This window comes from Marivivens marinus (genome assembly GCF_035969385.1).
Taxonomy (GTDB): Bacteria; Pseudomonadota; Alphaproteobacteria; order Rhodobacterales; family Rhodobacteraceae; genus SELP01.
The window spans coordinates 1-25,201 of record NZ_JAYKKJ010000002.1 but is presented as its reverse complement, the minus strand read 5'-3'; the positions used below and the strand labels follow the sequence as shown (position 1 = coordinate 25,201).

At 61.2% G+C, this 25,201-nt stretch carries 22 protein-coding genes and 1 pseudogene; 21 read left to right on the top strand and 2 right to left on the bottom strand.

Annotated elements, in window-relative coordinates; all coding sequences use genetic code 11:
* Window positions 1–15 precede the first annotated feature (15 nt).
* The 5 genes from U3648_RS02795 (at window position 16) to preA (ending at window position 6,230) form a co-directional block, all read left to right on the top strand.
* Window positions 16–1,686, top strand: coding sequence for a hypothetical protein (locus U3648_RS02795; protein WP_420857725.1), 1,671 nt, complete (start codon window positions 16–18; stop codon window positions 1,684–1,686).
* A complete protein-coding gene (locus U3648_RS02790) occupies window positions 1,683–2,396 on the top strand; it encodes a DUF3726 domain-containing protein (protein WP_420857724.1) in 714 nt (237 codons plus the stop codon). Before U3648_RS02795 ends, U3648_RS02790 begins: the two co-directional genes overlap by 4 nt.
* 35 nt (window positions 2,397–2,431) lie before the next feature.
* A complete protein-coding gene (locus U3648_RS02785) occupies window positions 2,432–3,412 on the top strand; it encodes an Ldh family oxidoreductase (RefSeq protein ID WP_420857723.1) in 981 nt (326 codons plus the stop codon).
* A 175-nt stretch (window positions 3,413–3,587) separates the two neighbouring features.
* On the top strand, window positions 3,588–4,922 hold the full coding sequence (locus U3648_RS02780) for an NAD(P)-dependent oxidoreductase (protein WP_420857722.1): 1,335 nt from the start codon (window positions 3,588–3,590) through the stop codon (window positions 4,920–4,922).
* A gap of 3 nt (window positions 4,923–4,925) precedes the next feature.
* Window positions 4,926–6,230 carry an NAD-dependent dihydropyrimidine dehydrogenase subunit PreA gene (gene preA / locus U3648_RS02775; RefSeq protein WP_420857721.1) on the top strand — a complete coding sequence of 435 codons (1,305 nt, stop codon included), beginning with the start codon at window positions 4,926–4,928 and terminating at the stop codon, window positions 6,228–6,230.
* A 61-nt stretch (window positions 6,231–6,291) separates the two neighbouring features.
* Here preA and U3648_RS02770 read toward each other — a convergent pair whose 3' ends face one another.
* Window positions 6,292–6,912 (bottom strand): TetR family transcriptional regulator C-terminal domain-containing protein, encoded by a 621-nt coding sequence (locus tag U3648_RS02770; protein WP_420857720.1) that lies wholly within the window; start codon window positions 6,910–6,912, stop codon window positions 6,292–6,294.
* A gap of 69 nt (window positions 6,913–6,981) precedes the next feature.
* The gene (locus U3648_RS02765) at window positions 6,982–7,623 is read right to left on the bottom strand and encodes a TetR/AcrR family transcriptional regulator (RefSeq protein WP_420857719.1); all 642 of its coding nucleotides are present in this window, start codon (window positions 7,621–7,623) and stop codon (window positions 6,982–6,984) included.
* A gap of 132 nt (window positions 7,624–7,755) precedes the next feature.
* Here U3648_RS02765 and U3648_RS02760 point away from each other — a divergent pair, with 132 nt between their 5' ends.
* From U3648_RS02760 to U3648_RS02685, 16 genes and pseudogenes are all read left to right on the top strand, one after another.
* A complete protein-coding gene (locus U3648_RS02760; RefSeq protein WP_420857718.1) occupies window positions 7,756–9,006 on the top strand; it encodes a Zn-dependent hydrolase in 1,251 nt (416 codons plus the stop codon).
* 46 nt (window positions 9,007–9,052) lie between these two features.
* The gene (hydA, locus tag U3648_RS02755; RefSeq protein WP_420857717.1) at window positions 9,053–10,507 is read left to right on the top strand and encodes a dihydropyrimidinase; all 1,455 of its coding nucleotides are present in this window, start codon (window positions 9,053–9,055) and stop codon (window positions 10,505–10,507) included.
* A 1-nt stretch (window position 10,508) separates the two neighbouring features.
* A complete protein-coding gene (locus tag U3648_RS02750; RefSeq protein WP_420857716.1) occupies window positions 10,509–11,282 on the top strand; it encodes an ABC transporter ATP-binding protein in 774 nt (257 codons plus the stop codon).
* Between the two features lie 36 nt (window positions 11,283–11,318).
* Window positions 11,319–12,266 (top strand): ABC transporter permease, encoded by a 948-nt coding sequence (locus tag U3648_RS02745; protein WP_420857715.1) that lies wholly within the window; start codon window positions 11,319–11,321, stop codon window positions 12,264–12,266.
* Window positions 12,263–13,108 carry an ABC transporter permease gene (locus U3648_RS02740; RefSeq protein WP_420857714.1) on the top strand — a complete coding sequence of 282 codons (846 nt, stop codon included), beginning with the start codon at window positions 12,263–12,265 and terminating at the stop codon, window positions 13,106–13,108. Before U3648_RS02745 ends, U3648_RS02740 begins: the two co-directional genes overlap by 4 nt.
* A gap of 56 nt (window positions 13,109–13,164) precedes the next feature.
* Entirely contained in the window at window positions 13,165–14,151 is a 987-nt protein-coding gene (locus tag U3648_RS02735; protein ID WP_129682395.1) for an ABC transporter substrate-binding protein, read from the top strand.
* A 159-nt stretch (window positions 14,152–14,310) separates the two neighbouring features.
* Window positions 14,311–16,314, top strand: a complete 2,004-nt coding sequence (locus U3648_RS02730) for a hydantoinase/oxoprolinase N-terminal domain-containing protein (protein ID WP_420857713.1) — start codon at window positions 14,311–14,313, stop codon at window positions 16,312–16,314.
* Between the two features lie 86 nt (window positions 16,315–16,400).
* Complete coding sequence (locus tag U3648_RS02725) at window positions 16,401–17,186, top strand: ThuA domain-containing protein (protein WP_420857712.1); 786 nt, start codon at window positions 16,401–16,403, stop codon at window positions 17,184–17,186.
* Window positions 17,183–18,238, top strand: coding sequence for a Gfo/Idh/MocA family protein (locus tag U3648_RS02720; RefSeq protein ID WP_420857711.1), 1,056 nt, complete (start codon window positions 17,183–17,185; stop codon window positions 18,236–18,238). Before U3648_RS02725 ends, U3648_RS02720 begins: the two co-directional genes overlap by 4 nt.
* A 56-nt stretch (window positions 18,239–18,294) precedes the next feature.
* Window positions 18,295–19,965, top strand: coding sequence for a glycosyltransferase family 4 protein (locus U3648_RS02715; protein ID WP_420857710.1), 1,671 nt, complete (start codon window positions 18,295–18,297; stop codon window positions 19,963–19,965).
* An 81-nt stretch (window positions 19,966–20,046) separates the two neighbouring features.
* A complete protein-coding gene (locus tag U3648_RS02710) occupies window positions 20,047–20,835 on the top strand; it encodes a hypothetical protein (RefSeq protein ID WP_420857709.1) in 789 nt (262 codons plus the stop codon).
* 3 nt (window positions 20,836–20,838) lie between these two features.
* A complete protein-coding gene (locus U3648_RS02705) occupies window positions 20,839–22,212 on the top strand; it encodes a tetratricopeptide repeat protein (RefSeq protein ID WP_420857708.1) in 1,374 nt (457 codons plus the stop codon).
* A gap of 4 nt (window positions 22,213–22,216) precedes the next feature.
* Window positions 22,217–22,615: a DUF6165 family protein gene (locus U3648_RS02700; RefSeq protein WP_420857707.1), complete on the top strand. Its 399-nt coding sequence runs from the start codon at window positions 22,217–22,219 to the stop codon at window positions 22,613–22,615.
* Window positions 22,615–23,379, top strand: a complete 765-nt coding sequence (locus tag U3648_RS02695; RefSeq protein WP_420857706.1) for an FkbM family methyltransferase — start codon at window positions 22,615–22,617, stop codon at window positions 23,377–23,379. Before U3648_RS02700 ends, U3648_RS02695 begins: the two co-directional genes overlap by 1 nt.
* A 94-nt stretch (window positions 23,380–23,473) precedes the next feature.
* A complete protein-coding gene (locus U3648_RS02690; RefSeq protein WP_420857705.1) occupies window positions 23,474–24,319 on the top strand; it encodes an OmpA/MotB family protein in 846 nt (281 codons plus the stop codon).
* 101 nt (window positions 24,320–24,420) lie between these two features.
* Window positions 24,421–25,134 (top strand): annotated as a pseudogene (locus tag U3648_RS02685) (flagellar hook-basal body complex protein); the annotation flags it as partial.
* Between the last annotated feature and the right edge of the window lie 67 nt (window positions 25,135–25,201).

Here is a 25,201-nt window from a genome sequence, read left to right as displayed (position 1 = left end):
AAGAGGAGGGACAAGATGCGAAATCCGAATCTGGCGCAGGCCACTGTCGTGCCTCGTCGACCGCCCTCGGTGGTTATGCGGCTGGCCCGGATGGGGTCGGCTCATCCCATGCGCCTGTCCTTCCTGCGCGTTCTCTTGCGGCGGATGCAATCGGGGGCATGGACCTTTGACCGCCCGGTGTGGGATGTGGACAGCAAGGGCGTCGGCCGCGCAGTCTACCGGGCGATTGGCCCCGACCGCACCTACAGCCTCGTGGCGTTTTCCCATGATCTGCCGGACGACATGCGATCGGACCGTGTGATTGCGACCGCGTGGGATGCGACCTTTGCCCTGTTTGACGGCGATCCGACGGTCGAGGACCTTGATCGGCTTGAACAGAACGTCCCCTATCAAGAGGCCGGTCGGATCAGCGGGCGCGAGTTGTCATTGAGCCGGGCCAACCGGTCTGTCCGGCTGTTTTCCCATGTGGTTGATCGGCTGGCGCAGGGTCAACAGCCAGATGCAGAAGAAATGGCCGGGGTCGGTTATCTGATGCGAACCACCGCCGTCTACGGGTCTGGCAAGTTCGGCGCAGCCGACCGACGGGAAATCGCAGAACGCGAAGAGCTTGCGGCGCCGTTTCAGGCGGAAATGCTCTCTGTCTGGCTCACTCGTCAGTTCACGGTCGATATCGTCGAACATCTTGCCGCTGCGAAAGGCGGGGCTGAGGCAGTGCGCCTTGATGCCGGGTTGAAGCGTGGCCTCGGCGTTGGAAATTCCACCGGACTTGGCATGGCGCCGTTTCTTGTGCGGCATCCGATCCTGCTCAACAACTGGATGATGGCGCGGGAAGAGGCGCTGGCGCGGGTTCGGTCCCTGACTACTGCGACCGCCACGCAAATTGCCGGCCTCAAGGAGGCGACCCAAGCCGCAATCGCAAATGCGGCGGACTGGCGGTCCGAACACCTGATCCAAGTGTCTAAATTGGCCGATTTGCGCGGTGATCTGGAAAAGATCGCCGCAAAACTCGACGATTTTCTTAGCTCGGGCAAATACCCTTGGAACGCGCTTTGGATATGGGGTGAGGAAACCCTGTCAGAAGAAGGGCAAGAGGCCCTGCTGGCGCTTCTTCTGGAACCGCACGGCGATCTGGTCGATGGCTTGTCCGACTGCATGAGCGCGGATGAAAGCGCAGGTTTCACCATCGACGGGTCCATGACGATTGGCGGCCTTCGGTCCGTCCTGAAGGATCGGTATGGCTGGGCGCTGAACATCGACTATTCAGCGCCCGAGGAGCAGGCGCGGTTTTGGTATGTGTCTGAAGAAAAACTCGAGCCGCGGCTCGGGGATCGGGCAACAGATGACGGGGCATCGCTAGAGCAACCGCTATGCACTGGTCGCTTGGCCTGGGAACTTGAACAGTCGCTCAACGAGTGGTCCGACGACGATCTGGTTGCCGCGTTTCTTTTACGTCACCCCGAGCATCGTTTCATGGTCCGGCGTGCACAGATCGCGGCCCGCTATCCCTATGCAGAGGTCCAGGACAACCTGATTTCCGATCGGATGCTGCCGATTGACCTGATGCGCTGCAAACTGGCGTTCTTCGGTGCGACCCATTTCGATCCCCGATCTGACAAATGGGTTCGGATCAGCCTGTTTCAGGGTGCCCCTTATCCTCTGGACCTCAACGAAGGCGTGGTGCGATGACAGCCGAACCAAACGACCCAACCCGCGCGGGAACGGATTGGACCGATTCGGGCGAGGGGAAGGTGACCCTGTCGCAAAATGAAGTGGAGACACTGTGCAGCAAGGCTGCGCGCGGTGCCGGAATGTCATGGGGGCTTGCCGAGGAGGCCGGGGTCGCCGCCGGGTGGTTGGCCGCTCGTGGGATTGACGGGCCCGCTGCGCTTTTGACCTACCTGCAAGCCGGGGTCGTGGACTGCCGTGATCGTCTGGCCATCACGTCCGGTGGTTGGTCGCGCTTGGATGCCGGATTGCTCTGCCCGATTGCCCTTGGCGCGACCATTTCCGACTTCGCTGGGACCGATCTTGGACCCATCGGTCCGTCGCGAGTTTCGCTGGGGCCGACTGCCGCGCCCATCCTGCTAATGTCGTTCCTGGCCGGAGCAGCGCGTCGGACTGGCCAGACCGTTTGTCTGGATTGGGCTGGCGGTGCGGTAAAGGTAGGATCCGGAGAGGTCGCGCCGGACGGCGTGTCGGAACTGCTTGGGGTGCAAAACGCCGCAATTGGCATTCAGGCTTTGTCAGACACGAATATTGCGCATTTATCGCAGACGGTTTGCCGCTTGGATCGTAGAGTAATCGAGGCCTTGAATAGCTTTGCCATGAAGACGACCGTGCCGCCGTCAGAGAAGTCCCGTGCAGACGCAGGCGCCGGAGAGAGTGACAACGATTAGGCTCTAACAAAGCCAGATTTGTGAAAGGAACCGCCATGCAGATTGCCGTAACCGAGATTGAAGAGGTCAGCCGCAAGGCCCTGACCGCCCACGGTGCGGCTGACTGGCAGGCCGTCGAAGTGGCGCGTGCGGTCGCCCGCGCCGAAGAGGTCGGCAATGTGATCTGCGGCCTCTACTATCTGGAAAGCTACTGTCGGCAGCTGGTTTCGGGCCGGGTTGACGGCAAGGTCGATCCCATCATCACGGAATCCCGCCCGGGGGCGATAACCGCCGACGCGCGGCTTGGCTTTGCGCAGCCTGCCTTTTCGCGGGCCCTGCCGTTGGCGATTGACGCTGCCCGCAAGAACGGGATCGCCAGCTTGGCTGTTTGCCACTCGCACACCTGCACGTCGCTTGGGTACTTTACCGAACAGATCGCCGCGGCGGGGTTGATCGGTATCGGGTTTACCAATGCCTCGGCAATTGTGTCCGGGCCGGGCGGCAAAAAGCCCCTGATTGGGACCAACCCGATTGCCTTTACGATCCCCGGCGCAGACGGGCCGGCGATGCACGCGGATTTTTCGACCTCTGCTGTGGCGTTGGGCAAGATCACCATGGCGCAGGCCGCAGGGGAGGACATCCCGCTGGGCTGGGCCGTTGACAAAGATGGCAACCCCACAACCGATCCCGCCACGGCGCTTGGCGGGTCGCTCGTGAGTTCGGCAAGCTACAAGGGGTGGGCGCTGGGCCTTTTGGTCGAGTTTCTGGCGGCGGGCCTGACCGGGTCTGTCAACTCGCTGGACGTGAAGGGGCTGAAGGCCGAAAACGGGCCGCCGCATGATCTTGGGCAATTCTATATTCTGATTGACTCGTCCGCCCATGCCTCAACCCTTGCAGATCGGGTTCAGCGCCTCGCGGACGAGATCGCGAATGATCCGGGTGTGCGGCTTCCCGGTAGCAGCCGCAGGACGTTCGACCCTGTGGACGTCCCCGATGCACTTTGGGCCAAGGTTCAGGTGCTCGCAGCCGGGGGCTGACCGCCCATTGCTCTGGTCAGGCAGGGAATTCGCCAAACACGTTTTCGGGCCGACCATCCTTGGGGTGGTCGGCCCGTTTGTATTCAGGGCATCTTGAATTGCCAAAATTTACCAATTGATAAAATTTCGGACTGTGGCATCATGGGGTGAAATAAGAAGCCAACAGGGAAACCCGATGACCAGTCCGACAACACCGGGCATTGCCGCGGGACGCTTGTCCGCAGCGGAGCTTGCCAACAACTTTGATGATCTGCACCCGCCATTGGATCGGCACGAGGCCGTCGTTGCCGCGGATCGCTGCTATTTCTGCCATGACGCGCCCTGTATGACGGCCTGTCCAACATCTATCGACATCCCGCTGTTCATTCGTCAGATCATGACTGGAACGCCCGAGGCGGCCGCCAAGACAATTCTGCATCAGAACATCCTCGGCGGCATGTGCGCCCGTGTCTGCCCGACCGAGACCCTTTGTGAAGAGGTCTGCGTGCGGGAGACTGCCGAAGGCAAGCCGGTCGAAATCGGCCGACTGCAGCGATTTGCGACCGATACGCTCATGAACAGTGGCGTGCACCCATTTGTCCGCGCCGCGGCAACGGGCAAGAAAGTGGCGGTCATTGGGGCCGGGCCTGCTGGCCTGTCCTGCGCCCATCGCCTTGCGATGCACGGGCACGAAGTGACGATCTACGAGGCACGGGGCAAGGCCGGGGGGCTGAACGAATTCGGGATCGCATCCTACAAATCCACGGATGACTTCGCGGCGCGCGAGATTGGCTGGCTTCTTCAGATCGGGGGGATCACCATTGAAACGGGCAGGGCGCTTGGCAATGGGCTCGACCTTGAGACGCTTCAGGCGGAGTTTGATGCGGTGTTCCTCGCGGTTGGACTCGGGGGCGTGAACGCGCTGCGGGCCGCCGGTGAAGACAAGGCCGGCGTCACCGATGCCGTGGATTTCATTTCTGACCTGCGCCAATCCAGCGACCTGACGACCCTCCCCGTCGGGCGCAACGTGGTGGTGATCGGCGGCGGGATGACCGCCGTCGACGCTGCCGTGCAGTCCAAGCTGCTTGGTGCGGAGAACGTGACAATCGCCTACCGCCGCGGACCCGATCGCATGGGGGCGAGCAAGTTCGAACAGGATCTTGCGGCTTCCAAAGGCGTGAAAATCCTGTTCAACGCCATGCCGGTTGCCGTCCATGGAAACGGCGCCGCCACCGAGATCGAGCTGGAATACACCGAGGACACGGGGTCCGGCCTCAAAGGAACCGGAGAGACGTTCCGGCTCAAGGCCGATCAGGTGTTCAAGGCGATCGGTCAGACCCTGACCACCGATGCGGGGCTAACCATCGATGCCGGAAAGATCGCCGTGACCGGCGCGGGCCGCACCAGCAAGGCTGGCGTTTGGGCGGGCGGCGACTGCGCCAGTGGTGGCGACGATCTGACGGTGACCGCCGTGGCCGAAGGCCGGGATGCGGCAGAAGACATTCATGCAACTCTGATGGGAAAGGGCTGACCCATGGCTGACCTGAAAAGCAATTTCCTTGGGATTTCCTCGCCCAATCCTTTCTGGCTGGCCTCGGCCCCGCCGACTGACAAGGAATACAACGTCCGCCGCGCGTTCGATGCCGGTTGGGGCGGTGTCGTCTGGAAGACGCTGGGCGCCGAAGGGCCGCCGGTCGTCAACGTGAATGGCCCGCGCTACGGGGCGATCTGGGGCGCAGACCGCCGCCTTCTGGGTCTGAACAACATCGAACTGATCACCGACCGTCCGCTTCAGGTGAATCTGGACGAGATGACCCGGGTCAAGAAGGACTACCCGGACAGGGCGCTGATCGCGTCGATCATGGTGCCTTGTGACGAACAGTCCTGGAAAGACATCCTGCCGCGCGTCGAGGACACCGGTGCCGACGGGATCGAATTGAACTTTGGCTGTCCGCACGGGATGGCCGAACGCGGGATGGGGTCTGCCGTCGGGCAGGTGCCTGAATACATCCAGATGGTGACCGAGTGGTGCAAGATGTACTATTCGAAGCCCGTGATCGTGAAGCTGACGCCGAACATCACCGATATCCGCTTTCCCGCCCGCGCGGCCAAGGTGGGGGGTGCGGACGCGGTCAGCCTGATCAATACGATCAACTCGATCACCTCGGTCGATCTCGACAACATGGCGCCGGAACCGACCATCGGCGGCAAAGGAACGCACGGCGGATATTGCGGCCCGGCGGTCAAACCGATTGCGATGAATATGGTGGCCGAGATCGCCCGCGACGGGGAGACCCGTGGCCTGCCGATCAGCGGTATCGGCGGGATCACGACGTGGCGCGATGCCGCCGAGTTCATGGCGCTGGGCGCGGGCAACGTGCAGGTCTGCACCGCGGCCATGACTTATGGCTTCAAGATCGTTCAGGAAATGATTTCCGGCCTGTCCCAATGGATGGACGAAAAGGGCTATACCTCTATCGATCAGTTCGTCGGCAGCGCGGTTCCGAATGTCACCGACTGGCAGTATCTGGACCTGAACTATGTCACCAAGGCCAAGATTGATCAGGATGCCTGTATCAAGTGCGGTCGGTGCTATGCCGCCTGCGAAGATACCTCGCATCAGGCGATTTCCATGTCGGATGATCGCGTTTTCGAGGTGATGGATGATGAATGCGTCGCCTGCAACCTGTGCGTCAATGTCTGCCCGGTCGAGGCATGCATCACCATGGAACAGATGGCGCCCGGCGCCATCGACCCGCGCACCGGCAAGAAGGTCGAGCCGGATTACGCCAATTGGACCACCCATCCCAACAACCCTTCGGCCAAAGCCGCAGAGTAGAAAGGATTTCTCCCCGACTGGCCGGGCCTTCGGGTCCGGCCAATCTTTGAGGAAACAGGCTCTATTCAGGCGAAAGCAAACGCGTAAAGAGCTGATCCAGATAGGCGGTGGCGCCGTCATATGGGTCTGTATCACCGATGACAGCATGCACCTGAACGTCGAAATCGGCGTAGTGTTGGGTCATTGCCCAGATGGAAAAGATCAGGTGGTAGGGGTCGACCTCCGCGATCTTGCCTGCCGCGCTCCAGCCCCGGATAACGTCCGCCTTTTCATCGACCAGCTGTTTCAGGTCCCCCCGAAGATCGTCGATGATCCGCGGCGCGCCCTGCAATACCTCGTTCGCGAAAAGGCGGCTTTCGTGCGGGTAGTCGCGGCTCAGGTCCAGCTTGCGGTGGACATAGCCAAGTATTTCCCGGATCGGATCGCCGTCGGCATCCATCGTCCGCAACGGAGCAAGCCACGTGTCTAGAAGATTTTCGAGCAAGGTCCGGTGGATCGCTTCCTTGCCATCGAAATAATAAAGGATATTCGGCTTGGACAGGCCCGCTTCGGTGGCGATTTGATCCAGCGTAGACCCGCGATACCCGAACTGTGAAAAAACCCGAAGCGCCGCTTCCAGGATCCGGCCCCTGTTGCGTTGCTGGATTCGGGTAAACTTTGGTTTCGGTTGACTCTGCGCCATTGGCACCTGCTTTGCGGTTCTTGCAAACCGTCATAGCATCCGTTTCCCCCCAGTGCGAGCAAACTTGACCTATTGTGCGGGCCGGGCGCCGATGCCCTTCAGGATAATCGTCTTGACCGACTCTTTCACGTCCCGCCATTGTCGGTCGCTGAGCGGTCGTCCGTTGTTCAGGGTTTCGATCTGGTGGCCGAAGTCCGCGTAATGCTGGGTCGTGGCCCAAAGCATGTAGAGCAGGTGCCGGGGATCGATCGGGTCCATCAGCCCGGCATCGATCCATCGTTGAATGACGGCCATGCGCCCCTCGGTCCATTCCACAAGCGTGGTTTCAAGGTAGTCCTGAATCACGGGCGCGCGGTGCATCACCTCGGACGCCCAGACCTTGGACCCCGCAGGATGTCGTCGGCTGATCTCCAGCTTGGCGTCGATATAGGCGCCAAGCCCTTCAATCGGGCCGGGGGATTCGTCGAAAATGTCCGCAGCCTTCAGCCAGTCGTGAAAGATGTTCTGAACGACCTGACGATAAAGCGCCTCTTTCGTCGGGAAGTAGTAGTGCAAATTGGCCTTGGGCAGGCCTGCCATATCGGCGATCAGCTGCATGGTGGCGCCACCGAACCCCGCCTCGGCAAAGACTTTTTCCGCTGCCTCAAGAATGAGCTTCTCGTTCTCTTCGCGGATTTCTTTTTTGGTCAGCGGGCGGACTTGGGATGCCATGTGCAGCGCCTTTCGACAATTTTCTTGACCGGTTGGTCAGGTTGTGGTGCCATGATCTCGACCATATGGTCAGGATCTGGGCCGATCAAGAGACCGATAGCGGCGTGGCCCAGCTGGCAAGGGAGTAGAAGGATGGCTGCACCGGGTGAAAACCTGAGGATCAACGGCGACCGGCTGTGGGACAGCCTTATGGAGATGGCCAAGATCGGGCCGGGAATCGCAGGCGGCAATAATCGCCAGACCCTGACCGATGAAGACGGCGAAGGCCGCCATCTGTTCAAGAAATGGTGCGACGAGGCGGGGTGCACCATGGGCGTCGATACGATGGGCAACATGTTTGCGCGGCGCGAAGGGACGGACCCGGACGCCCTGCCGGTCTATGTCGGGTCGCATCTGGATACCCAGCCCACGGGCGGGAAATACGATGGCGTCCTCGGGGTTTTGGGCGGATTGGAAATTATCCGCAGCCTCAACGACCTTGGGATCAAGACGAAACACCCGATCGTTGTTACCAACTGGACGAACGAGGAAGGCACCCGCTTTGCCCCCGCGATGCTGGCCAGTGGGGTTTTCGCCGGAAAGCACACGCAGGACTGGGCCTATGACCGGACCGACGCCAAGGGCAAGAAATTCGGCGACGAGCTGGAGCGGATCGGCTGGAAGGGCGACGAACCCGTCGGCACCCGCAAGATGCACGCCTTCTTTGAATTGCACATCGAACAAGGCCCGATCCTCGAGGCAGAGGGCAAAGATATTGGCGTTGTGACCCACGGGCAGGGGCTCCGCTGGATCGAATGCACGGTGACCGGCAAGGAAAGCCATACCGGTTCCACCCCCATGCATATGCGCAAGAACGCGGGCCGGGGTTTGGCTTTGGTCACGGAACTGGTTCACGAGATCGCCATGAAGAACCAGCCGAACGCCGTGGGCGCGATTGGCCATATCGATGTCTACCCCAACAGTCGCAACATTATCCCCGGCAAGGTGGTATTCACCGTCGATATGCGCACCCATCTGCTGGACAAGCTGAACGCGATGGTTGCGGAGTTCATGGAGCGGGCGCCGAAGCTGTGCGAGGAGATCGGTGTCGGGTTTTCCTGCGAGATCGTCGGCCAGTTCGATCCGCCAGCCTTTGACGAGGGCTGCGTCAAGGCCGTGCGCGATGCGGCGGACCGTCTGGGTTATTCCCACATGGATATCGTATCGGGCGCGGGCCATGATGCCTGCTGGATCAACGACGTCGCCCCGACCGCAATGGTGATGTGCCCCTGTGTGGATGGGTTGTCGCACAACGAGGCCGAGGAGATTTCCAAGGAATGGGCCGCCGCCGGCGCGGATGTGCTGTTCCATGCAGTTGTGGAAACCGCCGGAATTGTAAGCTGAATGGACCAATTCAGCCTTATTAGAGACGCATGACAGGGAGAGTCACATGACCACAGTCATCAAGAACGGAACCGTTGTAACCGCTGATCTGACCTACAAGGCGGATGTGCTGATCGACGGTGACACGATCATCGAAATCGGTCAGGGGCTGAAGGGGGACGAGGTTCTGGACGCCACCGGCTGCTATGTCATGCCAGGCGGGATCGACCCGCATACCCATCTGGAAATGCCGTTCATGGGCACCTATTCCACTGACGATTTCGAAAGCGGCACCCGCGCGGCGCTGTCCGGTGGCACTACGATGGTCGTCGATTTCGCGTTACCGTCGCCCGGTCAGGGGCTGCTGGATGCGATCCAGATGTGGGACAACAAATCGACCCGCGCCAATTGCGACTACTCTTTCCACATGGCCGTGACCTGGTGGGGCGAGCAGGTTTTCAACGAGATGGAAACCGTGGTCCGCGACAAGGGGATCAACACCTTCAAGCATTTCATGGCCTACAAGGGCGCGCTGATGGTGAATGACGACGAGATGTATTCGTCATTCAAACGGCTGGCCGAACTTGGGGCCATTGCCATGGTCCATGCCGAAAACGGCGACGTGGTCGCGGAACTGTCCGCCAAGCTGTTGGCCGAGGGCAATACCGGGCCGGAGGCGCACGCCTATTCCCGCCCCAGCCAGGTCGAGGGCGAGGCCACCAACCGTGCGATCATGATCGCCGATATGGCGGGTGTGCCTCTCTATGTCGTGCACACCTCCTGCGAAGAGGCGCATGAGGCCATCCGGAGGGCCAAGCAGAATGGCAAACGGGTTTGGGGCGAGCCGCTGATCCAGCATTTGACGCTGGATGAAAGCGAGTACTTCAATCCCGATTGGGACCATGCCGCGCGCCGGGTCATGTCGCCGCCGTTCCGCAACAAGAAGCATCAGGACAGCCTATGGGCCGGCCTGCAATCGGGCAGCCTTTCGGTCGTCGCGACGGACCACTGCGCCTTTACCACGGATCAGAAACGCTTTGGCGTCGGCGATTTCACCAAGATCCCGAATGGTACCGGCGGGCTGGAAGACCGGATGCCGATGCTGTGGACTCACGGGGTGAACACGGGCCGTCTGACGCCGAATGAATTCGTTGCCGTGACATCCACCAATATCGCCAAGATCCTGAACTGCTATCCTCGCAAGGGGGCGGTTCTGGTCGGGGCGGATGCTGACCTTGTGGTTTGGGATCCCGAGAAGGAAAAGACCATCACCGCCAAGACCCAGCAGTCGGCAATCGACTACAACGTCTTCGAAGGTCAGCATGTGAAAGGGCTGCCGCGCTTTACCCTGACGCGGGGCCATGTCGCCGTTCATGACGGAGAGATCCGGACCAAGGAAGGCCATGGCGAATTCGTGAAGCGGGAACCGAACACGGCGGTGAACAAGGCCCTGTCCCAGTGGAAAGAACTGACCAGCCCGCGTCCGGTCGAACGGACCGGCATTCCGGCGACGGGGGTGTAACTTGGCAGTCATCGAAGCCTCTGGGCTGGATCTGACCTTTCAGACGAACGACGGCCCGGTTCATGCCCTTCGGGATGTGAACCTTAGTGTCGAAAAAGGCGATTTCGTCTCGTTCATCGGGCCATCGGGATGCGGCAAGACCACGTTCTTGCGGTGTATTGCCGGGCTGGAAACGCCGACCGGCGGGTCGCTGTCGGTCAACGGGATGACCCCGGACGAGGCGCGCCGGGCACGCGCCTACGGCTATGTCTTTCAGGCGGCGGGCCTTTATCCATGGCGGACCATTGGCGGCAACATCCGCCTTCCGCTTGAGATCATGGGGTTTTCCAAGGCGGATCAGGCAGACCGGGTTCGAAAGACCCTGGACCTTGTTGATCTTGCCGGGTTCGAGAAGAAATTTCCTTGGCAACTGTCCGGCGGGATGCAGCAGCGCGCGTCCATCGCCCGGGCGCTGGCCTTTGACGCCGATATCCTGCTGATGGACGAACCCTTTGGGGCATTGGATGAAATCGTGCGCGACAAGCTGAACGAGGAACTTCTGAAGCTTTGGGCGCGGACCGAAAAGACCATCGGCTTTGTCACCCATTCGATCCCCGAGGCGGTTTACCTGTCGACGAAGATCGTCGTCATGTCGCCCCGTCCGGGACGGATCACCGATGTCATCGAAAGCACCCTGCCAAAGGATCGACCGCTGGATATCCGCGACAGCAAGGAGTTTATCGACATCGCCCACCGGGTGCGGGAAGGGCTGCGTGCGGGGCATGTGGATGACTGAAAACAGTCTCTATATAGGCCAAAAAGGGTGGAAACGATGAACCGTTTCCTGCCTGTCCTGACGGTTGTCGCGGCGATCATTGCGGTCTGGTATGTCGCCTGTATTCCCATGAACGTTCAGGAAGTTCTGACGAATGCGGAACGCGCGGGCGCGGTGGTCGAACCTGAGGGGGCCGCGAACCGACGCGATCTGAGCCGGATCGGTCTGGTTTTCTCGAACACCGAACATCTGGGCGCAAGTTGGTCGACCGAGCGGGCTCGTCTTCCATCCCCACACCAGATCGCGGCAGAGCTTTGGGCCAGCACATGGAAGGAAGAGGTCTACGGCCGTCGCGGGATTGTAAACTCTGGCAGCTTTTCGAACCGGTCGCTGATCTACCACGGAGGTGTCACCCTAGGCGCGACCTTCGTCGGCTTTCTGATCGGGTCGGCGTTGGGCGTTTTGCTGGCGGTGGGCATCGTGCACAGCCGCACGATGGATCGCAGCGTCATGCCTTGGGCGATCGTCAGTCAGACGGTTCCGATTGTCGCGCTGGCACCGATGATCATCGTCGTTCTCTACTCCATCGGGATCAATGGGCTGTTGCCCAAGGCGATCATCAGCGCCTACCTCAGCTTCTTTCCCGTCGTTGTGGGAATGGTGAAAGGGTTGCGCAGTCCCGACGCGATGCAGCTTGACCTTCTGCACACCTATCACGCCAGCAAGTCCCAGACCTTCTGGAAGCTGCGCCTCCCATCGTCGGTGCCCTATCTATTCACGTCCCTCAAGATCGGGATCGCGGCCAGTCTGGTCGGCGCCATCGTGGGCGAATTGCCGGTGCAGCGGGGCGGGCTGGGCGCGCGGATGCTGGGCGGGTCCTACTATGGCCAAACCGAGCAAATCTGGGCGGCACTCTTCGTGGCGGCGGGTCTGGCGGCGATGATGGTCTGGCTGATTGGCTGGATCGAGGCCCGGACTCTGCGCCGAATGGGGGTGCAACCATGACGCTTGTCGGTCTTGCACTGGTCGTCTGGATTGCCGCTTGGGCCTTCAACAGTTGGCTGTCGAACGGACCGCTGGCAAATGCCCGCTGGACCGGATTGGTCGTGCCGGTTGTCTTTGGCTTGACGGTTCTGGCGATCTGGGAACTGGTTGTGCGCGGCCTTGCGGTGCCGGCAGTAATCCTGCCCCCGCCAAGTGCCATCCTTGCGACGTTTGGAACCAGCCTGCCGATCCTGTGGGAGGATTTTGCGCAGACATTCCTGAAGGGCGCGTTGGCCGGATATGTCATTGGCTGCGGGGCGGCCTTTCTGACGGCAATCGTTGTCGATCGTTACGATTTTCTGCGTCAGGGCCTGCTGCCCGTCGGGAATTTCATGGCTGCATTGCCAATCGTCGGGACTGCCCCGATCCTCGTGATGTGGTTCGGGTTCGACTGGCAGTCGAAAGCGGCGGTCGTGGTCGTGATGGTATTCTTCCCGATGTTGGTGAACACCGTGTCCGGACTGCGCGACACAACCACCATGCAGCGAGATCTGATGCGGACCTATGGGGCAAGCTATCTGCAAACGCTGATCAAGTTGCGGCTGCCCGCGGCGATGCCGTTCATCTTCAACGGGCTGAAAATTGCGACAACCTTGGCCCTGATCGGCGCAATCGTCGCCGAATTCTTCGGCTCGCCGACCCGAGGGATGGGTTTTCGCATTTCGACATCGGTCGGCCAACTTGCGCTTGATATGGTCTGGGCGGAAATCGTTGTCGCGGCGCTGGCGGGAAGCCTGTTCTATGGCACCGTGGCCCTGATCGAAAAGGGGGTGACTTTCTGGCACCCCAGCCAAAGAAAATAACAACAACCGACCCTCGAGGCCGGGCAACAAAACCAACCTGACAAGGAGGTCAGACAATGAAGAAGACGATGATCGCAGCAACCGCAGCGATGGGCTTTGCCGCCCCCGCATTCGCGGCGGATGACGTGACGCTGCAATTGAAATGGGTCACGCAGGCCCAGTTCGCGGGCTACTACGTTGCCCTTGATCAGGGCTTCTACGACGAGGAAGACCTGAATGTAACGATCCTGCCCGGCGGGCCCGACATTGCGCCGACGCAGGTGATCGCCGGTGGCGGGGCGGATGTGACCGTCGAATGGATGCCCGCCGCATTGGCCGCGCGCGAAAAGGGCCTGCCGCTGGTCAATATCGCCCAGCCGTTCAAGTCCTCCGGCATGATGCTGACCTGCTGGGGCGACGTGGGGATCGACGGGCCGGACAGCCTCGTCAACCGGACGCTGGGTGTCTGGTTCTTCGGCAACGAATTCCCCTTCATGAGCTGGATGGCGCAATTGGGTATCGAAACCGATGGCGCGGACGAGAACGGCGTTGAAGTGCTCAAGCAGGGCTTCAACGTCGATCCGCTGCTTCAACGGCAGGCCGACTGCATCTCGACCATGACCTACAACGAATATTGGCAGGTCATTGATGCGGGCGTAGCACCCGAGGAACTGATCACCTTCAAATATGAGGATCAGGGCGTCGCGACGCTGGAAGACGGGCTGTATGTCTTGGAAGAGAACCTTGACGATCCGGCCTTTGTCGACCGGATGACCCGTTTTGTCCGCGCCTCCATGCGTGGCTGGAAGTGGGCCGAGGAAAATCCCGAAGAGGCGGCGATGATCGTTCTCGACTATGACGAGACGGGCGCACAGACCGAGGGCCATCAGATTCGGATGATGGGCGAGGTTGCCAAGTTGACCGCGGGTTCGAACGGGGCGCTTGATCCGGCCGATTACGAGCGGACGGTTGCGACCCTTCTCGCAGGGGGATCCGACCCGGTCATCACCGCAGAGCCGGAAGGCGCGTGGACCCACGTCATCAGCGACGCTGCGCTGCAATAGGTCGACCGCATAGTGAAGTGGAAGGGCGCCCCGATATGATCAGGGGCGCCCTTTTTTCGTAGGATTATTCCAAATTCGCCGATCTTCGCCGCTTTTCGCCGTTGCCGGAAGGCGTTCATCCGCTAAGTCAGGCAAGCTGCAACGAACTGGATCAGGTACATGGCCTATTTGCTGGGTGTCGACACGGGCGGAACCTATACGGACGCGGTCGTTCTGGATGACCAGACCGATCGGGTGGTCGCTAGCGCCAAATCGCTGACGACCCGGCCGGACCTGTCGTTGGGGGTTGGCCGCGCGATTGATGCCGCGATCGAAAGATCCGGTGTGTCTGTCGATGATATCGCAATGGTGTCCCTGTCGACGACGCTGGCCACCAACGCGCTGGTCGAAGGGCAGGGCGGTCGGGTTGCCCTGATCTTTATCGGGTTTGACGAGGCAGAGCTTGGCCGGGCGGGCCTTTCCGATGCGCTGGCGGGTGACCCTGTTGTCTATGTGTCCGGCGGGCACACCCATTCCGGGGCTGAGGCAAAGGCGTTCGATGCCGATGCGCTTCGCCGCGCCCTGAGCGATCTTCCGGCGGGGATCACCGGCTTTGCGGTCGCATCCAGCTTTGCCACCCGTAACCCGGCCCACGAGGTTGCCGCACGCGATATCATTCGGGACATGACCGGCCGACCGGTCACCTGTTCGCACGAGCTTTCTTCGGCACTTGGCGGGCCGAAGCGGGCGCTGACGGCGGTTCTGAATGCCCGCCTGATCGGCCTTATTGCTCGCCTTATCGCGGCCTGCGAGGCCCATCTGGCCAAGATCGGGGTCGATGCCCGTCTGATGGTGGTGCGCGGTGACGGTGCCCTGGTCAGTGCCGATTTGGCGCGGGAAAAACCCATCGAGACGATCCTTTCGGGCCCGGCGGCCAGTATAGCGGGCGCCAGTTGGCTGACCGGGGAAACCGATGCGCTGGTCAGCGACATCGGCGGGACCACGACCGATGTTTGCCTGCTGCGCGATGGTCGCCCCAAGATCGACCCGCAGGGTGCCCGCGTTGGCCAGTTCCGCACCATGGTCGAGGCTGTCGCTATGCGCACATGGGGCCTTGGCGGCGATTCCGAGGTGCATCTGAACGAAGGGCTTGCCGGGGGGCTGCGGCTGGGTCCGCGCCGGTTGATGCCTGTGTCGCTTTTGGCACGGGATTATCCGGACCTTGTTCACAAGGCGCTGGACCGGGCCCTGTCCACCGACCTGCCCGCCGACGACGGGGCGCGGTTTGCTGTGCCCCTCTGGGCGGAAATGCCCGAGGGGCTGGACGCTCGCGAAACTGCCGTGGCCCAACGGCTGCAGAACGGTCCCCTGCGGATGGGCGAGGCAGTGCAATCCCGGCTGGAAGGTCCGGCGCTGGGCCGCATGGTGTCGCGCGGGCAGGTGATGGTTGCCGGTGTCACCCCGTCGGATGCGAGCCATGTCTTGGGCATGGTTAGCGACTGGGACGGCGACGCCGCCGAGAAGGCGCTGACCCTATTCGCCCGTCGACGCATGGGCAACGGTGACCGGATCGCCCCGGATGCCGAGACCGTCGCGAAACGGATCGTGGCGCAGTTGCGCGCCCAGACCGCCGAGTGCCTTCTTGAGGCGGCATTTGCAGAAGACGGAGGCGAGTGGGAAGATCCCGCCCGCCTCGCCGTGCATTCTCTGACCCGCGCGGGGTTGGACGGCCACCGGGGCGTTCTGAACCTGTCCATGTCGTTGGGTGTTCCGGTGATCGGGCTTGGGGCATCGGCCGGGTCCTACTATGGGCCCGTCGGTGAAAGGCTGGGCACCCGTATGCTGTTGCCGGACCACGCGGATGTGGCAAATGCGATCGGCGCGGTCGTCGGGCAGGTCTCCATGCAGGTGAGCGGGTCGGTTTCCTCTCCGGGGCCAGGCATGTTCGTGGTGCATCTGGCCGATGGCCCCAAACAATACCCGGATCAGGCCAGCGCGATTGCCGCCCTGCGCGAGGCTCTGAGTCATGAGGCTCGGCAGCGTGCGACGGCCTCTGGTGTCGAGGAGGTGCGTCTGTCCGTTGAACAGGACGTCAAGGAAGTCGAAATCGAAGGGCAACTGATGTTTATCGAGGCGCACCTGCGGGTGATTGCCCAAGGGCGCCCGCGTATCGCCGCAGACTGATCCAATAAGCCACTGGACCGGTCTGGCTGTTTCCGCTAACGGTGGGGCAAGCCAAAGCGCTTTGACAAGCCTATACGGAGACTCAAATGACCATTCGCGCCGTCGTCTGGGGTGAAAACGTTCACGAACAGACCAACAAGATCGTCGCTGATATCTATCCCGATGGAATGCACGGGTGCATTGCCGCCGCGTTGAACAGCGACCCGCAAATCAACGCCACGACCGCAACCCTTCAGGAGGTTGAACACGGCCTGCCCGAATCCCGCCTGGCCGAAACCGACGTCCTGCTGTGGTGGGGCCATGCGGCCCACGGCGACGTCTCGGACGAGGTTGTTGAACGTGTTGCCGAACATGTGTGGTCGGGGATGGGGCTGATCGTTCTGCACTCGGGCCATTTCGCGAAAATCTTCAAGCGGTTGATGGGCACGCCCTGCAACCTGACCTGGCGCGAAGCGGGCGAGCGGGAACGGCTTTGGCTGACCTCGCGCAATCACCCCATCGCGGCGGGCCTGCCGGACCATTTTGAGTTGGAAAACGAAGAGATGTACGGCGAGCCCTTCGGCATTCCCGAGCCGATGGAAACCGTGTTTGTCAGCTGGTTCCAGGGCGGTGAAGTGTTCCGTTCCGGCGTGACCTACAAGCGGGGTGCGGGCAATGTGTTCTACTTCCGGCCGGGCCACGAAACCTATCCGACCTATCACGATGCGAACGTGCAGCAGGTGCTGCGCAACGCGGTGAAGTGGGCCCACAACCCCGCCGCGCGAATCGTGAATCCGACCGACGCCCCCAACGTTCCGGTGGATGTGGCCCCCGAAAAGATCGAAGAGCGCGGCCCCCGTCTGCATCAGGACGGCGAGGAAGGCTACAAATGAGGCCGGTTCGCGTCATCATTCTTGGCACGGGCGGCATGGCCCGTGCCCACGCCGAGGCCTATCAGGCGATCGAGGGTGTCGAGATCGTTGCCGGGATCGACACCAACGCTGATCGACTTGCAGCCTTCAACGAAAAGTTCGGGATTCCGAACGGGTTCGCGTCGATCGACGAGGCGCTGGCCTGGGGTGAGTTCGATGCTGTGTCCAACGTCACCCCGGATGCCGTGCACCACCGCACCACACTTCCGTTCCTTGCGGCGGGCAAGCACGTCCTCTGCGAGAAACCGCTGGCGGCGAACTATGCCGATGCCGTCGAAATGGCCGAGGCCGCAGCAAAGGCCGGTGTCGTCAACATGGTCAACCTGTCCTACCGCAACGTCCCGGCGTTGATGGAAGCGGCGCGCATGGTCGCGGCCGGTGAAATTGGCGAGGTGCGCCATTTCGAGGCCGCCTATCTGCAAAGCTGGCTGACCCAGCCTGCATGGGGCGACTGGAAGACCGAAGAACAGTGGCTGTGGCGCCTTTCCACCGCGCACGGATCCATGGGCGTGCTGGGCGATGTTGGCGTCCACATCATCGACTACGCGAGTTTTGCGGCCGGTGCCGCGCCCAAGTCGGTCTCTTGCCGTTTGACGACCTTTGATAAGGCCGAAGGCGGGCGGATCGGGGACTATGTCCTTGATGCGAACGACAGCTTCAACATGCACCTGTCGCTGGAAAACGGCGCGGTCGGGGTGATCCATGCGACCCGCATGGCAAGTGGTCATTTCAATGACCTGACCCTGCGCCTGTTCGGCACCAAGGGCGGTCTTGAGGTCCGGTTCGAGAAAGAGGTGAGCCTTCTGCGCGCCTCGGTTGGCGACGACATGCTGACCGCGACCTGGCGCGATGTGGACTGCCCGCCGGTGGATCTGAACTACGCCCGCTTTGTCGCGGCCATCCGCGAGGGCAAGCAGGTTGATCCCGATTTTGCCCGTGGGGCTGCCCTGCAGAAGGTTCTGGACCTTGCCGTCGATTCCGACAGCAAGGGTTGCGCCGATCTGACGGTCTGACTTGCGCCTTTGCGTTGACCCGGCCAAGGTCGGGTCAACCATTCAGGCAGGCAAGTATGGCGATCAAGGAACCACCGGCGATCTTCTTTCACCCCGATGCGGTAGAGACCAAGGGCAAGGATCTTGTGGGTCGCAGGTCGGCCGGTGAGTCTTTCCTGAAAGGGTTTCTGCGTCATTCGCCGGGGGATCACGTCAACGCCGTGACCGAGACGCCTGCCGCTGCAAAAGCATTTGAAGACCGGGCGCAGGACCTTGGCGAAACCCGACCGATCAAGGTCGACACCCTGCGCGGGCCAACCGATTTCACGCGCGCAGGCTGCATCTTTTTTCCCGGGCCGGGATACCTTTCGGCGGCTTGGCGGCGGCAACGGTTCGGGCCGCAGAGATGTTCGCTGGTCGGGATCACGCACACCGTATCGACCCGCCGCGTGATCGAGGGCATCCATTCCACCCTGAATGAACCGGTCGAGCCGTGGGACGCGATCATTTGCACCTCGCGCGCGGTGCATTCGGTGGTCACCCGACAATTGGAACTGGAAGCGGAATACATGCGCAGCCGCTACGGCGCGACGCGGGTGCCGCAGCCTAGGTTGCCGATCATCCCATTGGGGATCGAAACCGCCGATTTCTTGCGAACCGACGATCTGCGGGCCGAGGCACGGGCGAAGTTCGATGTGCCCGAGGAGGCTGTGGTCTTCCTGACGGTCGGGCGCTGGACGGTCATTGAGAAAGCGAACCCTGTGCCGCTGTTTCTGGCATTGGAGGATGTGGCCAAGTCAATCGGCAAGCCGGTGCATCTTTGGATGGTGGGCTGGAGTTCACGGGGCGAGGAAGAGAAAATGCATCGCGACGGGGCTGCACTCTGCGCCCCGTCTGTCACGACGCGGATGATAGACGGGCGCGACCCTTGGGTCCGGCGGGCGATCTGGTCGGGCGCGGATGTCTTTACCCTGCCGGTCGACAATATTCAGGAAACCTTTGGCCTTGTCCCGGTCGAGGCGATGGCGGCCAGCCTTCCGGTCGTGATGCCCGACTGGAACGGGTTTCGGGATACGGTGATTGATGGCGAAACCGGGTTTCTTGTCCCGACGCGGACGGTGCGGCCCGGTCTGGGCCGCAAGATCGCCGAGCGCTTTGCCGATGGGACCGATGACTACGTCCGCTACCTGTCGATGGTCGCTCAGCAGACCCAGATTGACCTGCCTGCGTATACCGAGGCCCTGCTTCGGCTGGCCCGCGACCCGGACTTGCGGGCGCGGATGGGGGCTGCTGGTGTGACCCATGCCAAGGCGCGGTTCGATCTGGCGACAGTGGTTCCGCAATACACCGACCTCGCCGTGGAACTGGAACAGCTGCGGGCCGATGCCGTGGCCACAACGCCGCCGCTTCAGTCAGGGCCTGTGAATCCGCTCGAGGTGGACCCCTTCGACCTTTACCGGCACTACCCGTCCGTCATGATCGGACCCCAGGATATTGTCGCACCGGCCCGTCCCTATTCGAAAGAGACCCTCGCCGCGTTGGATACGGTCAACGGGCGCAATGCCTACAGCCGAAAGATCGTTGCCGAATCCCTTTTGGAGAGGCTCTGCACCTGTCTGGAAGGCCGAGGACCGATGATGGTGTCAGACCTTGCGCGGGCGGTGAAGGCCGACGGGTTGGTGACCGAAAGCGCGATTGTCTTCCTCGCCAAGTTCGGATTCGTGAACATTTCCTCAACCTCGCCCTGATTGGGCCTGCTTTTGACTACAATTTCGGTTAACCTTTCCGCGCGACAAGGGCGGAAGACCCTTTGGTTGAGGTAAGAGCATATGCAGTTATCCGTTCACTTCGAAAACACCCAAGGAACCGAAACGGGGTCCGGCCCTGTGACCGTTGGCTGGTTCCTGAACCAGCAAAAGGGCGGCATCGTTTATTTCCCGCCCGAACGCGTTCGCGGGGCGGAGAAGAACAAGACACATGCGAAAAGCGCGTCGCGCTGTCCGGCGGTGATCAACCTGGAAAGCCGGTACTTCGTTATCCGCTGTCCCTTTGATCTGCATCTTGGGTTCACCCGTGACGACAAGGGCAAGCCGCATATCCGCAACCTGAATGGTGACATGTCGGGCATCCGCGCCAGCAAACTGGCGGAAAAGATCCACATGACCCCCGAGAAAGAGTGGCGCTACGCCGGGATTCCGACGATCCAGCTTGTGCTGCCCTATGTCTTCATCGCGGATGAACCTGTCTATGCCAGCCAGGTCGCGCCCTTCATGCACTACCAAAAGACCCCGATGCCGGGAACGATCTTTGGTGGGCGGTTCCCGATCAACGTCTGGCCGCGCCCGCTTATGTGGGCGTTCGAATGGCATGAGACTGACAAGCCGCTGAAGATCAACCGGGGCGATCCGCTGTTCTATCTGACGTTCGAAACGGTTCCGCAGGATCGGTCCGTCGTCGTTGTCGAGACCGAGGTGACCCCGGAACTGACCGACTACATGGAATTGATTTCGGGGGCCGTGAACTATGTCAACCAGACCTTCAGCCTGTTCGAAGCCGCGGAGGAGCGCCGCCCGGAAACCCTGATCCGCCCGGTGAAGCGCCGGCCGACCAAGGACTGATCCATGCCGTCCAATCCGATCTTGCAGGCGGAGTGGCGTCTGCGCGCCGTTCGCCTTCACCAATCGGGCAAGACGGAAGAGGCGCAGCGCGACTATGCGGCCTATCTGTCCCGTTACCCGGATGACCACGGTATCTGGTCCAATCTTGGTGCACTTCTGCGCCGGGCCGGGCGGCATGAGCTGTCGCTTCGTGCGCACGAGCGGGCCAATGCCTCGGGCGTGACTGATAAGGGCATTCGGAACAACTATGCCAATATTCTCAGCGACCTTGGTCGATATGACGACTCGCTTGCGATCCGGCGGTCGCTTCTTGCCGAATTCCCGGATGACGCCGATCAAAAGGCGATGATTGGCCGGTGCTACCGCGGCAAAGGTGACTATGAAGCCGCGATCGACTGGCTGACCATGGCGGTTGTGGACCACCCCAATCACGCGGAACTGCGCATCCAGCTTGCCTTTGCGCAGCTTGGCGCGGGCGACTACGCCAATGCCTTTGAAACCTACCGCGCCCGCTGGCAGGGGGACGAACTGACCCCCCGCAACCTACCGTGGCCCGAGTGGCGGGGCGAGGATGTGGACGGCAAAACCGTGCTGGTCCTGACCGAACAGGGGTTTGGTGACGCGGTCCTGTTCACGCGCTTCCTGCCTTGGCTCAAGTCGCGCGGCGCGCGGGTCCTGTACCTTTCCGAACGCCCCATGCTTCGGCTGTTCGACAGGTTGGACGGCGCCGATTGGGTCGGCAAGACCATGCCGGAAGGCGAACAGGTCGATTTCTGGGTCAATATGATGGATCTGCCGCTGATCGGTCTGGAAACAGAGGCCGATATCCCCGCCCCGACCCGGTTGAACGTTCCAGCGGATTCGGTTGATCGGGCGAAGGCAATAACGGCTCCGCACCGTGATCGGTTTCGCGTTGGCGTGGTCTGGACCGGATCGGCGACCTACAAGGGCAATGCCTTTCGGTCATTCGGCCACCGGGACTTCCATCCGCTCATCGACGTGCCCGGTGTGCAGCTATTCTCGCTCTACAAGGGGCCGTATCTGGATGCATTTCATGCCGATGGCACCTCGGCCCTGATCGTTGATACGGCCAGCACCGACCGCGACTTTGCCGATTGTGCCGCCACGATGCAGGAGATGGACCTGATCATCACCTCGGATACGGCGACGGCGCATATTGCCGGGTCATTGGGTCTGCCGACTTGGGTGGTGCTTCACTGGGATGCCTTCTGGGTCTACAGACACTCCGGCGACACCACGCCTTGGTATCCCTCCATGCGACTTTACCGCCAGGATGCGCCGCTGGATTGGGGCAGTGCGCTGTCCAAAGTTGAAACCGATCTGCGGGCCCTCGTGGCGGCCCGGAAAGCGAAGTGATCCGATGAACGATATTCTTGTGCCTATCGCCCCGGGCGAGTTGATCGACAAACTGACCATCTTGCGACTCAAGTCGGAACGGATTGACGATCCTGCCAAACTGAAAAACGTCCGCCACGAACAGGAAGTTCTTACCCGCGTCGCGGACGACGCGATGGAAAAGGGGCAAGAACTACTGGCGCTTTGGGACGAGCTTTATCAGATCAATGCCGATCTTTGGGTGATCGAGGATGATATCCGGCATTGCGAAGCAGCCAAGGAATTCGGCCCGGAATTCATCCGGCTTGCCCGTGCGGTCTATGTCACCAACGACCGCCGTGCTGACGTGAAGAAGCGGATCAACCTGCTGTTGGGATCGGCCATTGTGGAAGAGAAATCCTATGTCGATCACGGGGCCGGGTAATGTCTGTTTCTGATCACATCCGCGCCGCGCAATCCGAACTTCGCGCCGCGCAGGCACAGCTTTCCGAGGCCCTGAAAACCGACAAGTCCCGCCGCCGTGGGCCCATCGTGCGACAGCTTTATGATATTCGCCGGATGATGGACCCGACCCTTCCCTATGCGTCGCAGGCCGGGCAGGACATGGTTATTGACGGGCTCCTGCGCCAGATGGCGGGCGGGACATTCGTGGACATCGGTGGCTATGACGGGGTCACCGGTTCGAACACGCTCTTCTTTGAACAGCGCCGTGGCTGGACCGGGGTTCTCGTGGAACCGATGCCCGACCAACTGGCCAAGGCCGCCGCGGCCCGCAAATGCCCCTGTCTTGGCTTTGCCGTTGCCGATGCGGACGGAGAGGCGACCTTCATCGCAGTGACCGAAGGGTTTACCCAGATGAGCGGGCTTCAATCCACCTATGACCCCGCGATGCTAGAGAGGGTCCGGAACGATCCGCGCCATGCGGAGGCGTCGATAACCGTCCAGACCCGGACCTTGTCCGCGATCCTGGAAGAAGCGGACATCCTGCATCCTGATTTGATTTCATTGGATATCGAAGGCGGAGAATTGGCGGCCCTGCGCGCCTTTCCGTTCCAGGACCACAAGGTTCGCGTATGGGCGATTGAAAACAACACCGGCACGCCGGAAATCGCAAACCTGATGAAGGCGAACGGCTATGAGCTTGTCGAATTTTGTGGCCCGGATGAGATCTATCTGAGTCGCAACTAGAACCACCATTTCCAGACAATTGGACCTGTTAGGCCGCGGTTAAGGCATCATCCTTAATCGTGGTCCTTGGGTGAAAATGAATGGTGGTGGTGACATGGGCACGGCTGGTGCAAATGCTCCGATAATTATCAAGCGCAAGAAGGTGATCGCTGGCGGCGGTCATCACGGCGGCGCCTGGAAAGTGGCCTATGCGGACTTCGTGACCGCGATGATGGCCTTCTTCATGCTGATGTGGCTTCTGAACGCAACAACGGAACAGCAGCGCAAGGGGATCGCAGATTATTTTTCACCGACGCTGCCCATCAACCGGATATCCGGTGGCGGCGACGGTATGTTTGGCGGGGACAATATCTTTTCCGAACAGACGCTTGCGCAGAATGGAACTGGGGCAAGTCACCTTGTCGCCGGTGATCAGGCGGTGACCAACCAAACCGCAGAAGAAGAGGCCGCCGCTGCTGCTGCTGCGGCGGCGGTTGCGGTCCTGGAAGAGGTCGAGATGGTCCTGCTTGGTCGGGGTGGTGAAAGTGCCCTGTCCGAAGAGGCCCTACGCCACGTGATAACCAGGCTGACCGACGAAGGCCTGGTGATCGAGGTGTTTGACGTCGAGGGTGTGCGCCTTTTTGAAGATGAAACCGCCCGACCGACCGAGGTCATGACCGAGGTGGCCGAGGTACTTGGTCGTGTCTTCGCGATGGTCGACAATCCGATCGCTTTTGAAGGTCATACGGCTGCCCGCCCGATCGTCGTGGCCAATAGCCCGGTCTGGGACCTGTCGACAGATCGCGCAATGACTGTCCGTCAACTGATTGAGGGTGCTGGTGTCGCACCAGCGCGCGTCGCCCGGGTTACGGGCCACGCCGACCGCGATCTTGCCAGCAGCAATCCCATGTCCATTCGCAACAACAGGATCGAGGTGACCTTGCTCCGGTCGGACCAATAGAACCAACTGGATAGAATTTTACAGGTTAGGCCGCTGTTAAGCCCCTGCGCGCTAGGGATGAGAGGATTGATCATCGTCCCTTGACGCAGAAAGGCTCAGCCATGACGATTTCCTCTTCCCTGAATGCCAGCGTTGCCGGGCTTGCGGCGAATGCGACGCGGCTTGCGGCGATCTCCGATAATATCGCGAATTCTTCGACCTTTGGTTACAAGCGCGCGGTCACTGATTTCCATTCCATGGTGATCGAGAACGGTGCCGGCACCTATGCGGCTGGCGGGGTCCGGACGACAAACATGCGGCTGATCGATCAGCGGGGGTCTCTTGTGTCGACCTCCAACGCGACCGACCTTGCCGTTCGGGGGCGCGGGATGTTGCCTGTTACGTCGGAAGCTTCAGTAAGTGTCGACAATGGCGAAAACCCGTTGCTGCTTGCCACGACCGGCTCTTTCCGGACGGATGACCTCGGCTACCTGACCACGTCCAGCGGTCTGATCCTCATGGGATGGCCCGCGATGGCGGACGGAACGATCCCGACCTATCCGCGCGACACCGCAGATGGGCTTGAACCGATCCGGATCAACTCAAACCAATTCGCGGGCGAAGCGACGACCTTCATGGAACTGTCGGTCAACCTGCCGGCGACATCGACCGAAGCAACAGCCACAGGCGACACCGAAGAACTCTCGATCGAGTATTTTGACAACCTCGGCAAATCCGAAAACCTGTCGGTCGAATTCGTCCCGACCGTTCCCGGAAGCGGGGCGTCGAATGAATGGACGATGGTTCTGCGGGACAGTGCCTCTGGCGGTGGCGTGCCCCCATCGGGTGGTCCGGTTTGATTGTTAGTGCATCGTGGGCCTCTGGTCCATCGGAACGATGCTT

Bases quoted from the DNA above. Each gene is read 5' to 3' on its own strand.
- U3648_RS02690 (WP_420857705.1), top strand. From the start codon at position 23,474: ATGGGCACGGCTGGTGCAAATGCTCCGATAATTATCAAGCGCAAGAAG.
- U3648_RS02720 (WP_420857711.1), top strand. From the start codon at position 17,183: ATGAGGCCGGTTCGCGTCATCATTCTTGGCACGGGCGGCATGGCCCGT.
- U3648_RS02765 (WP_420857719.1), bottom strand. From the start codon at position 7,623: ATGGCATCCCAAGTCCGCCCGCTGACCAAAAAAGAAATCCGCGAAGAG.
- preA (WP_420857721.1), top strand. From the start codon at position 4,926: ATGGCTGACCTGAAAAGCAATTTCCTTGGGATTTCCTCGCCCAATCCT.
- U3648_RS02730 (WP_420857713.1), top strand. From the start codon at position 14,311: ATGGCCTATTTGCTGGGTGTCGACACGGGCGGAACCTATACGGACGCG.
- U3648_RS02740 (WP_420857714.1), top strand. From the start codon at position 12,263: ATGACGCTTGTCGGTCTTGCACTGGTCGTCTGGATTGCCGCTTGGGCC.
- U3648_RS02700 (WP_420857707.1), top strand. From the start codon at position 22,217: ATGAACGATATTCTTGTGCCTATCGCCCCGGGCGAGTTGATCGACAAA.
- U3648_RS02790 (WP_420857724.1), top strand. From the start codon at position 1,683: ATGACAGCCGAACCAAACGACCCAACCCGCGCGGGAACGGATTGGACC.
- U3648_RS02785 (WP_420857723.1), top strand. From the start codon at position 2,432: ATGCAGATTGCCGTAACCGAGATTGAAGAGGTCAGCCGCAAGGCCCTG.
- U3648_RS02695 (WP_420857706.1), top strand. From the start codon at position 22,615: ATGTCTGTTTCTGATCACATCCGCGCCGCGCAATCCGAACTTCGCGCC.
- U3648_RS02795 (WP_420857725.1), top strand. From the start codon at position 16: ATGCGAAATCCGAATCTGGCGCAGGCCACTGTCGTGCCTCGTCGACCG.
- U3648_RS02710 (WP_420857709.1), top strand. From the start codon at position 20,047: ATGCAGTTATCCGTTCACTTCGAAAACACCCAAGGAACCGAAACGGGG.
- U3648_RS02760 (WP_420857718.1), top strand. From the start codon at position 7,756: ATGGCTGCACCGGGTGAAAACCTGAGGATCAACGGCGACCGGCTGTGG.
- U3648_RS02745 (WP_420857715.1), top strand. From the start codon at position 11,319: ATGAACCGTTTCCTGCCTGTCCTGACGGTTGTCGCGGCGATCATTGCG.
- U3648_RS02780 (WP_420857722.1), top strand. From the start codon at position 3,588: ATGACCAGTCCGACAACACCGGGCATTGCCGCGGGACGCTTGTCCGCA.
- U3648_RS02705 (WP_420857708.1), top strand. From the start codon at position 20,839: ATGCCGTCCAATCCGATCTTGCAGGCGGAGTGGCGTCTGCGCGCCGTT.
- hydA (WP_420857717.1), top strand. From the start codon at position 9,053: ATGACCACAGTCATCAAGAACGGAACCGTTGTAACCGCTGATCTGACC.
- U3648_RS02715 (WP_420857710.1), top strand. From the start codon at position 18,295: ATGGCGATCAAGGAACCACCGGCGATCTTCTTTCACCCCGATGCGGTA.
- U3648_RS02735 (WP_129682395.1), top strand. From the start codon at position 13,165: ATGAAGAAGACGATGATCGCAGCAACCGCAGCGATGGGCTTTGCCGCC.
- U3648_RS02770 (WP_420857720.1), bottom strand. From the start codon at position 6,912: ATGGCGCAGAGTCAACCGAAACCAAAGTTTACCCGAATCCAGCAACGC.
- U3648_RS02725 (WP_420857712.1), top strand. From the start codon at position 16,401: ATGACCATTCGCGCCGTCGTCTGGGGTGAAAACGTTCACGAACAGACC.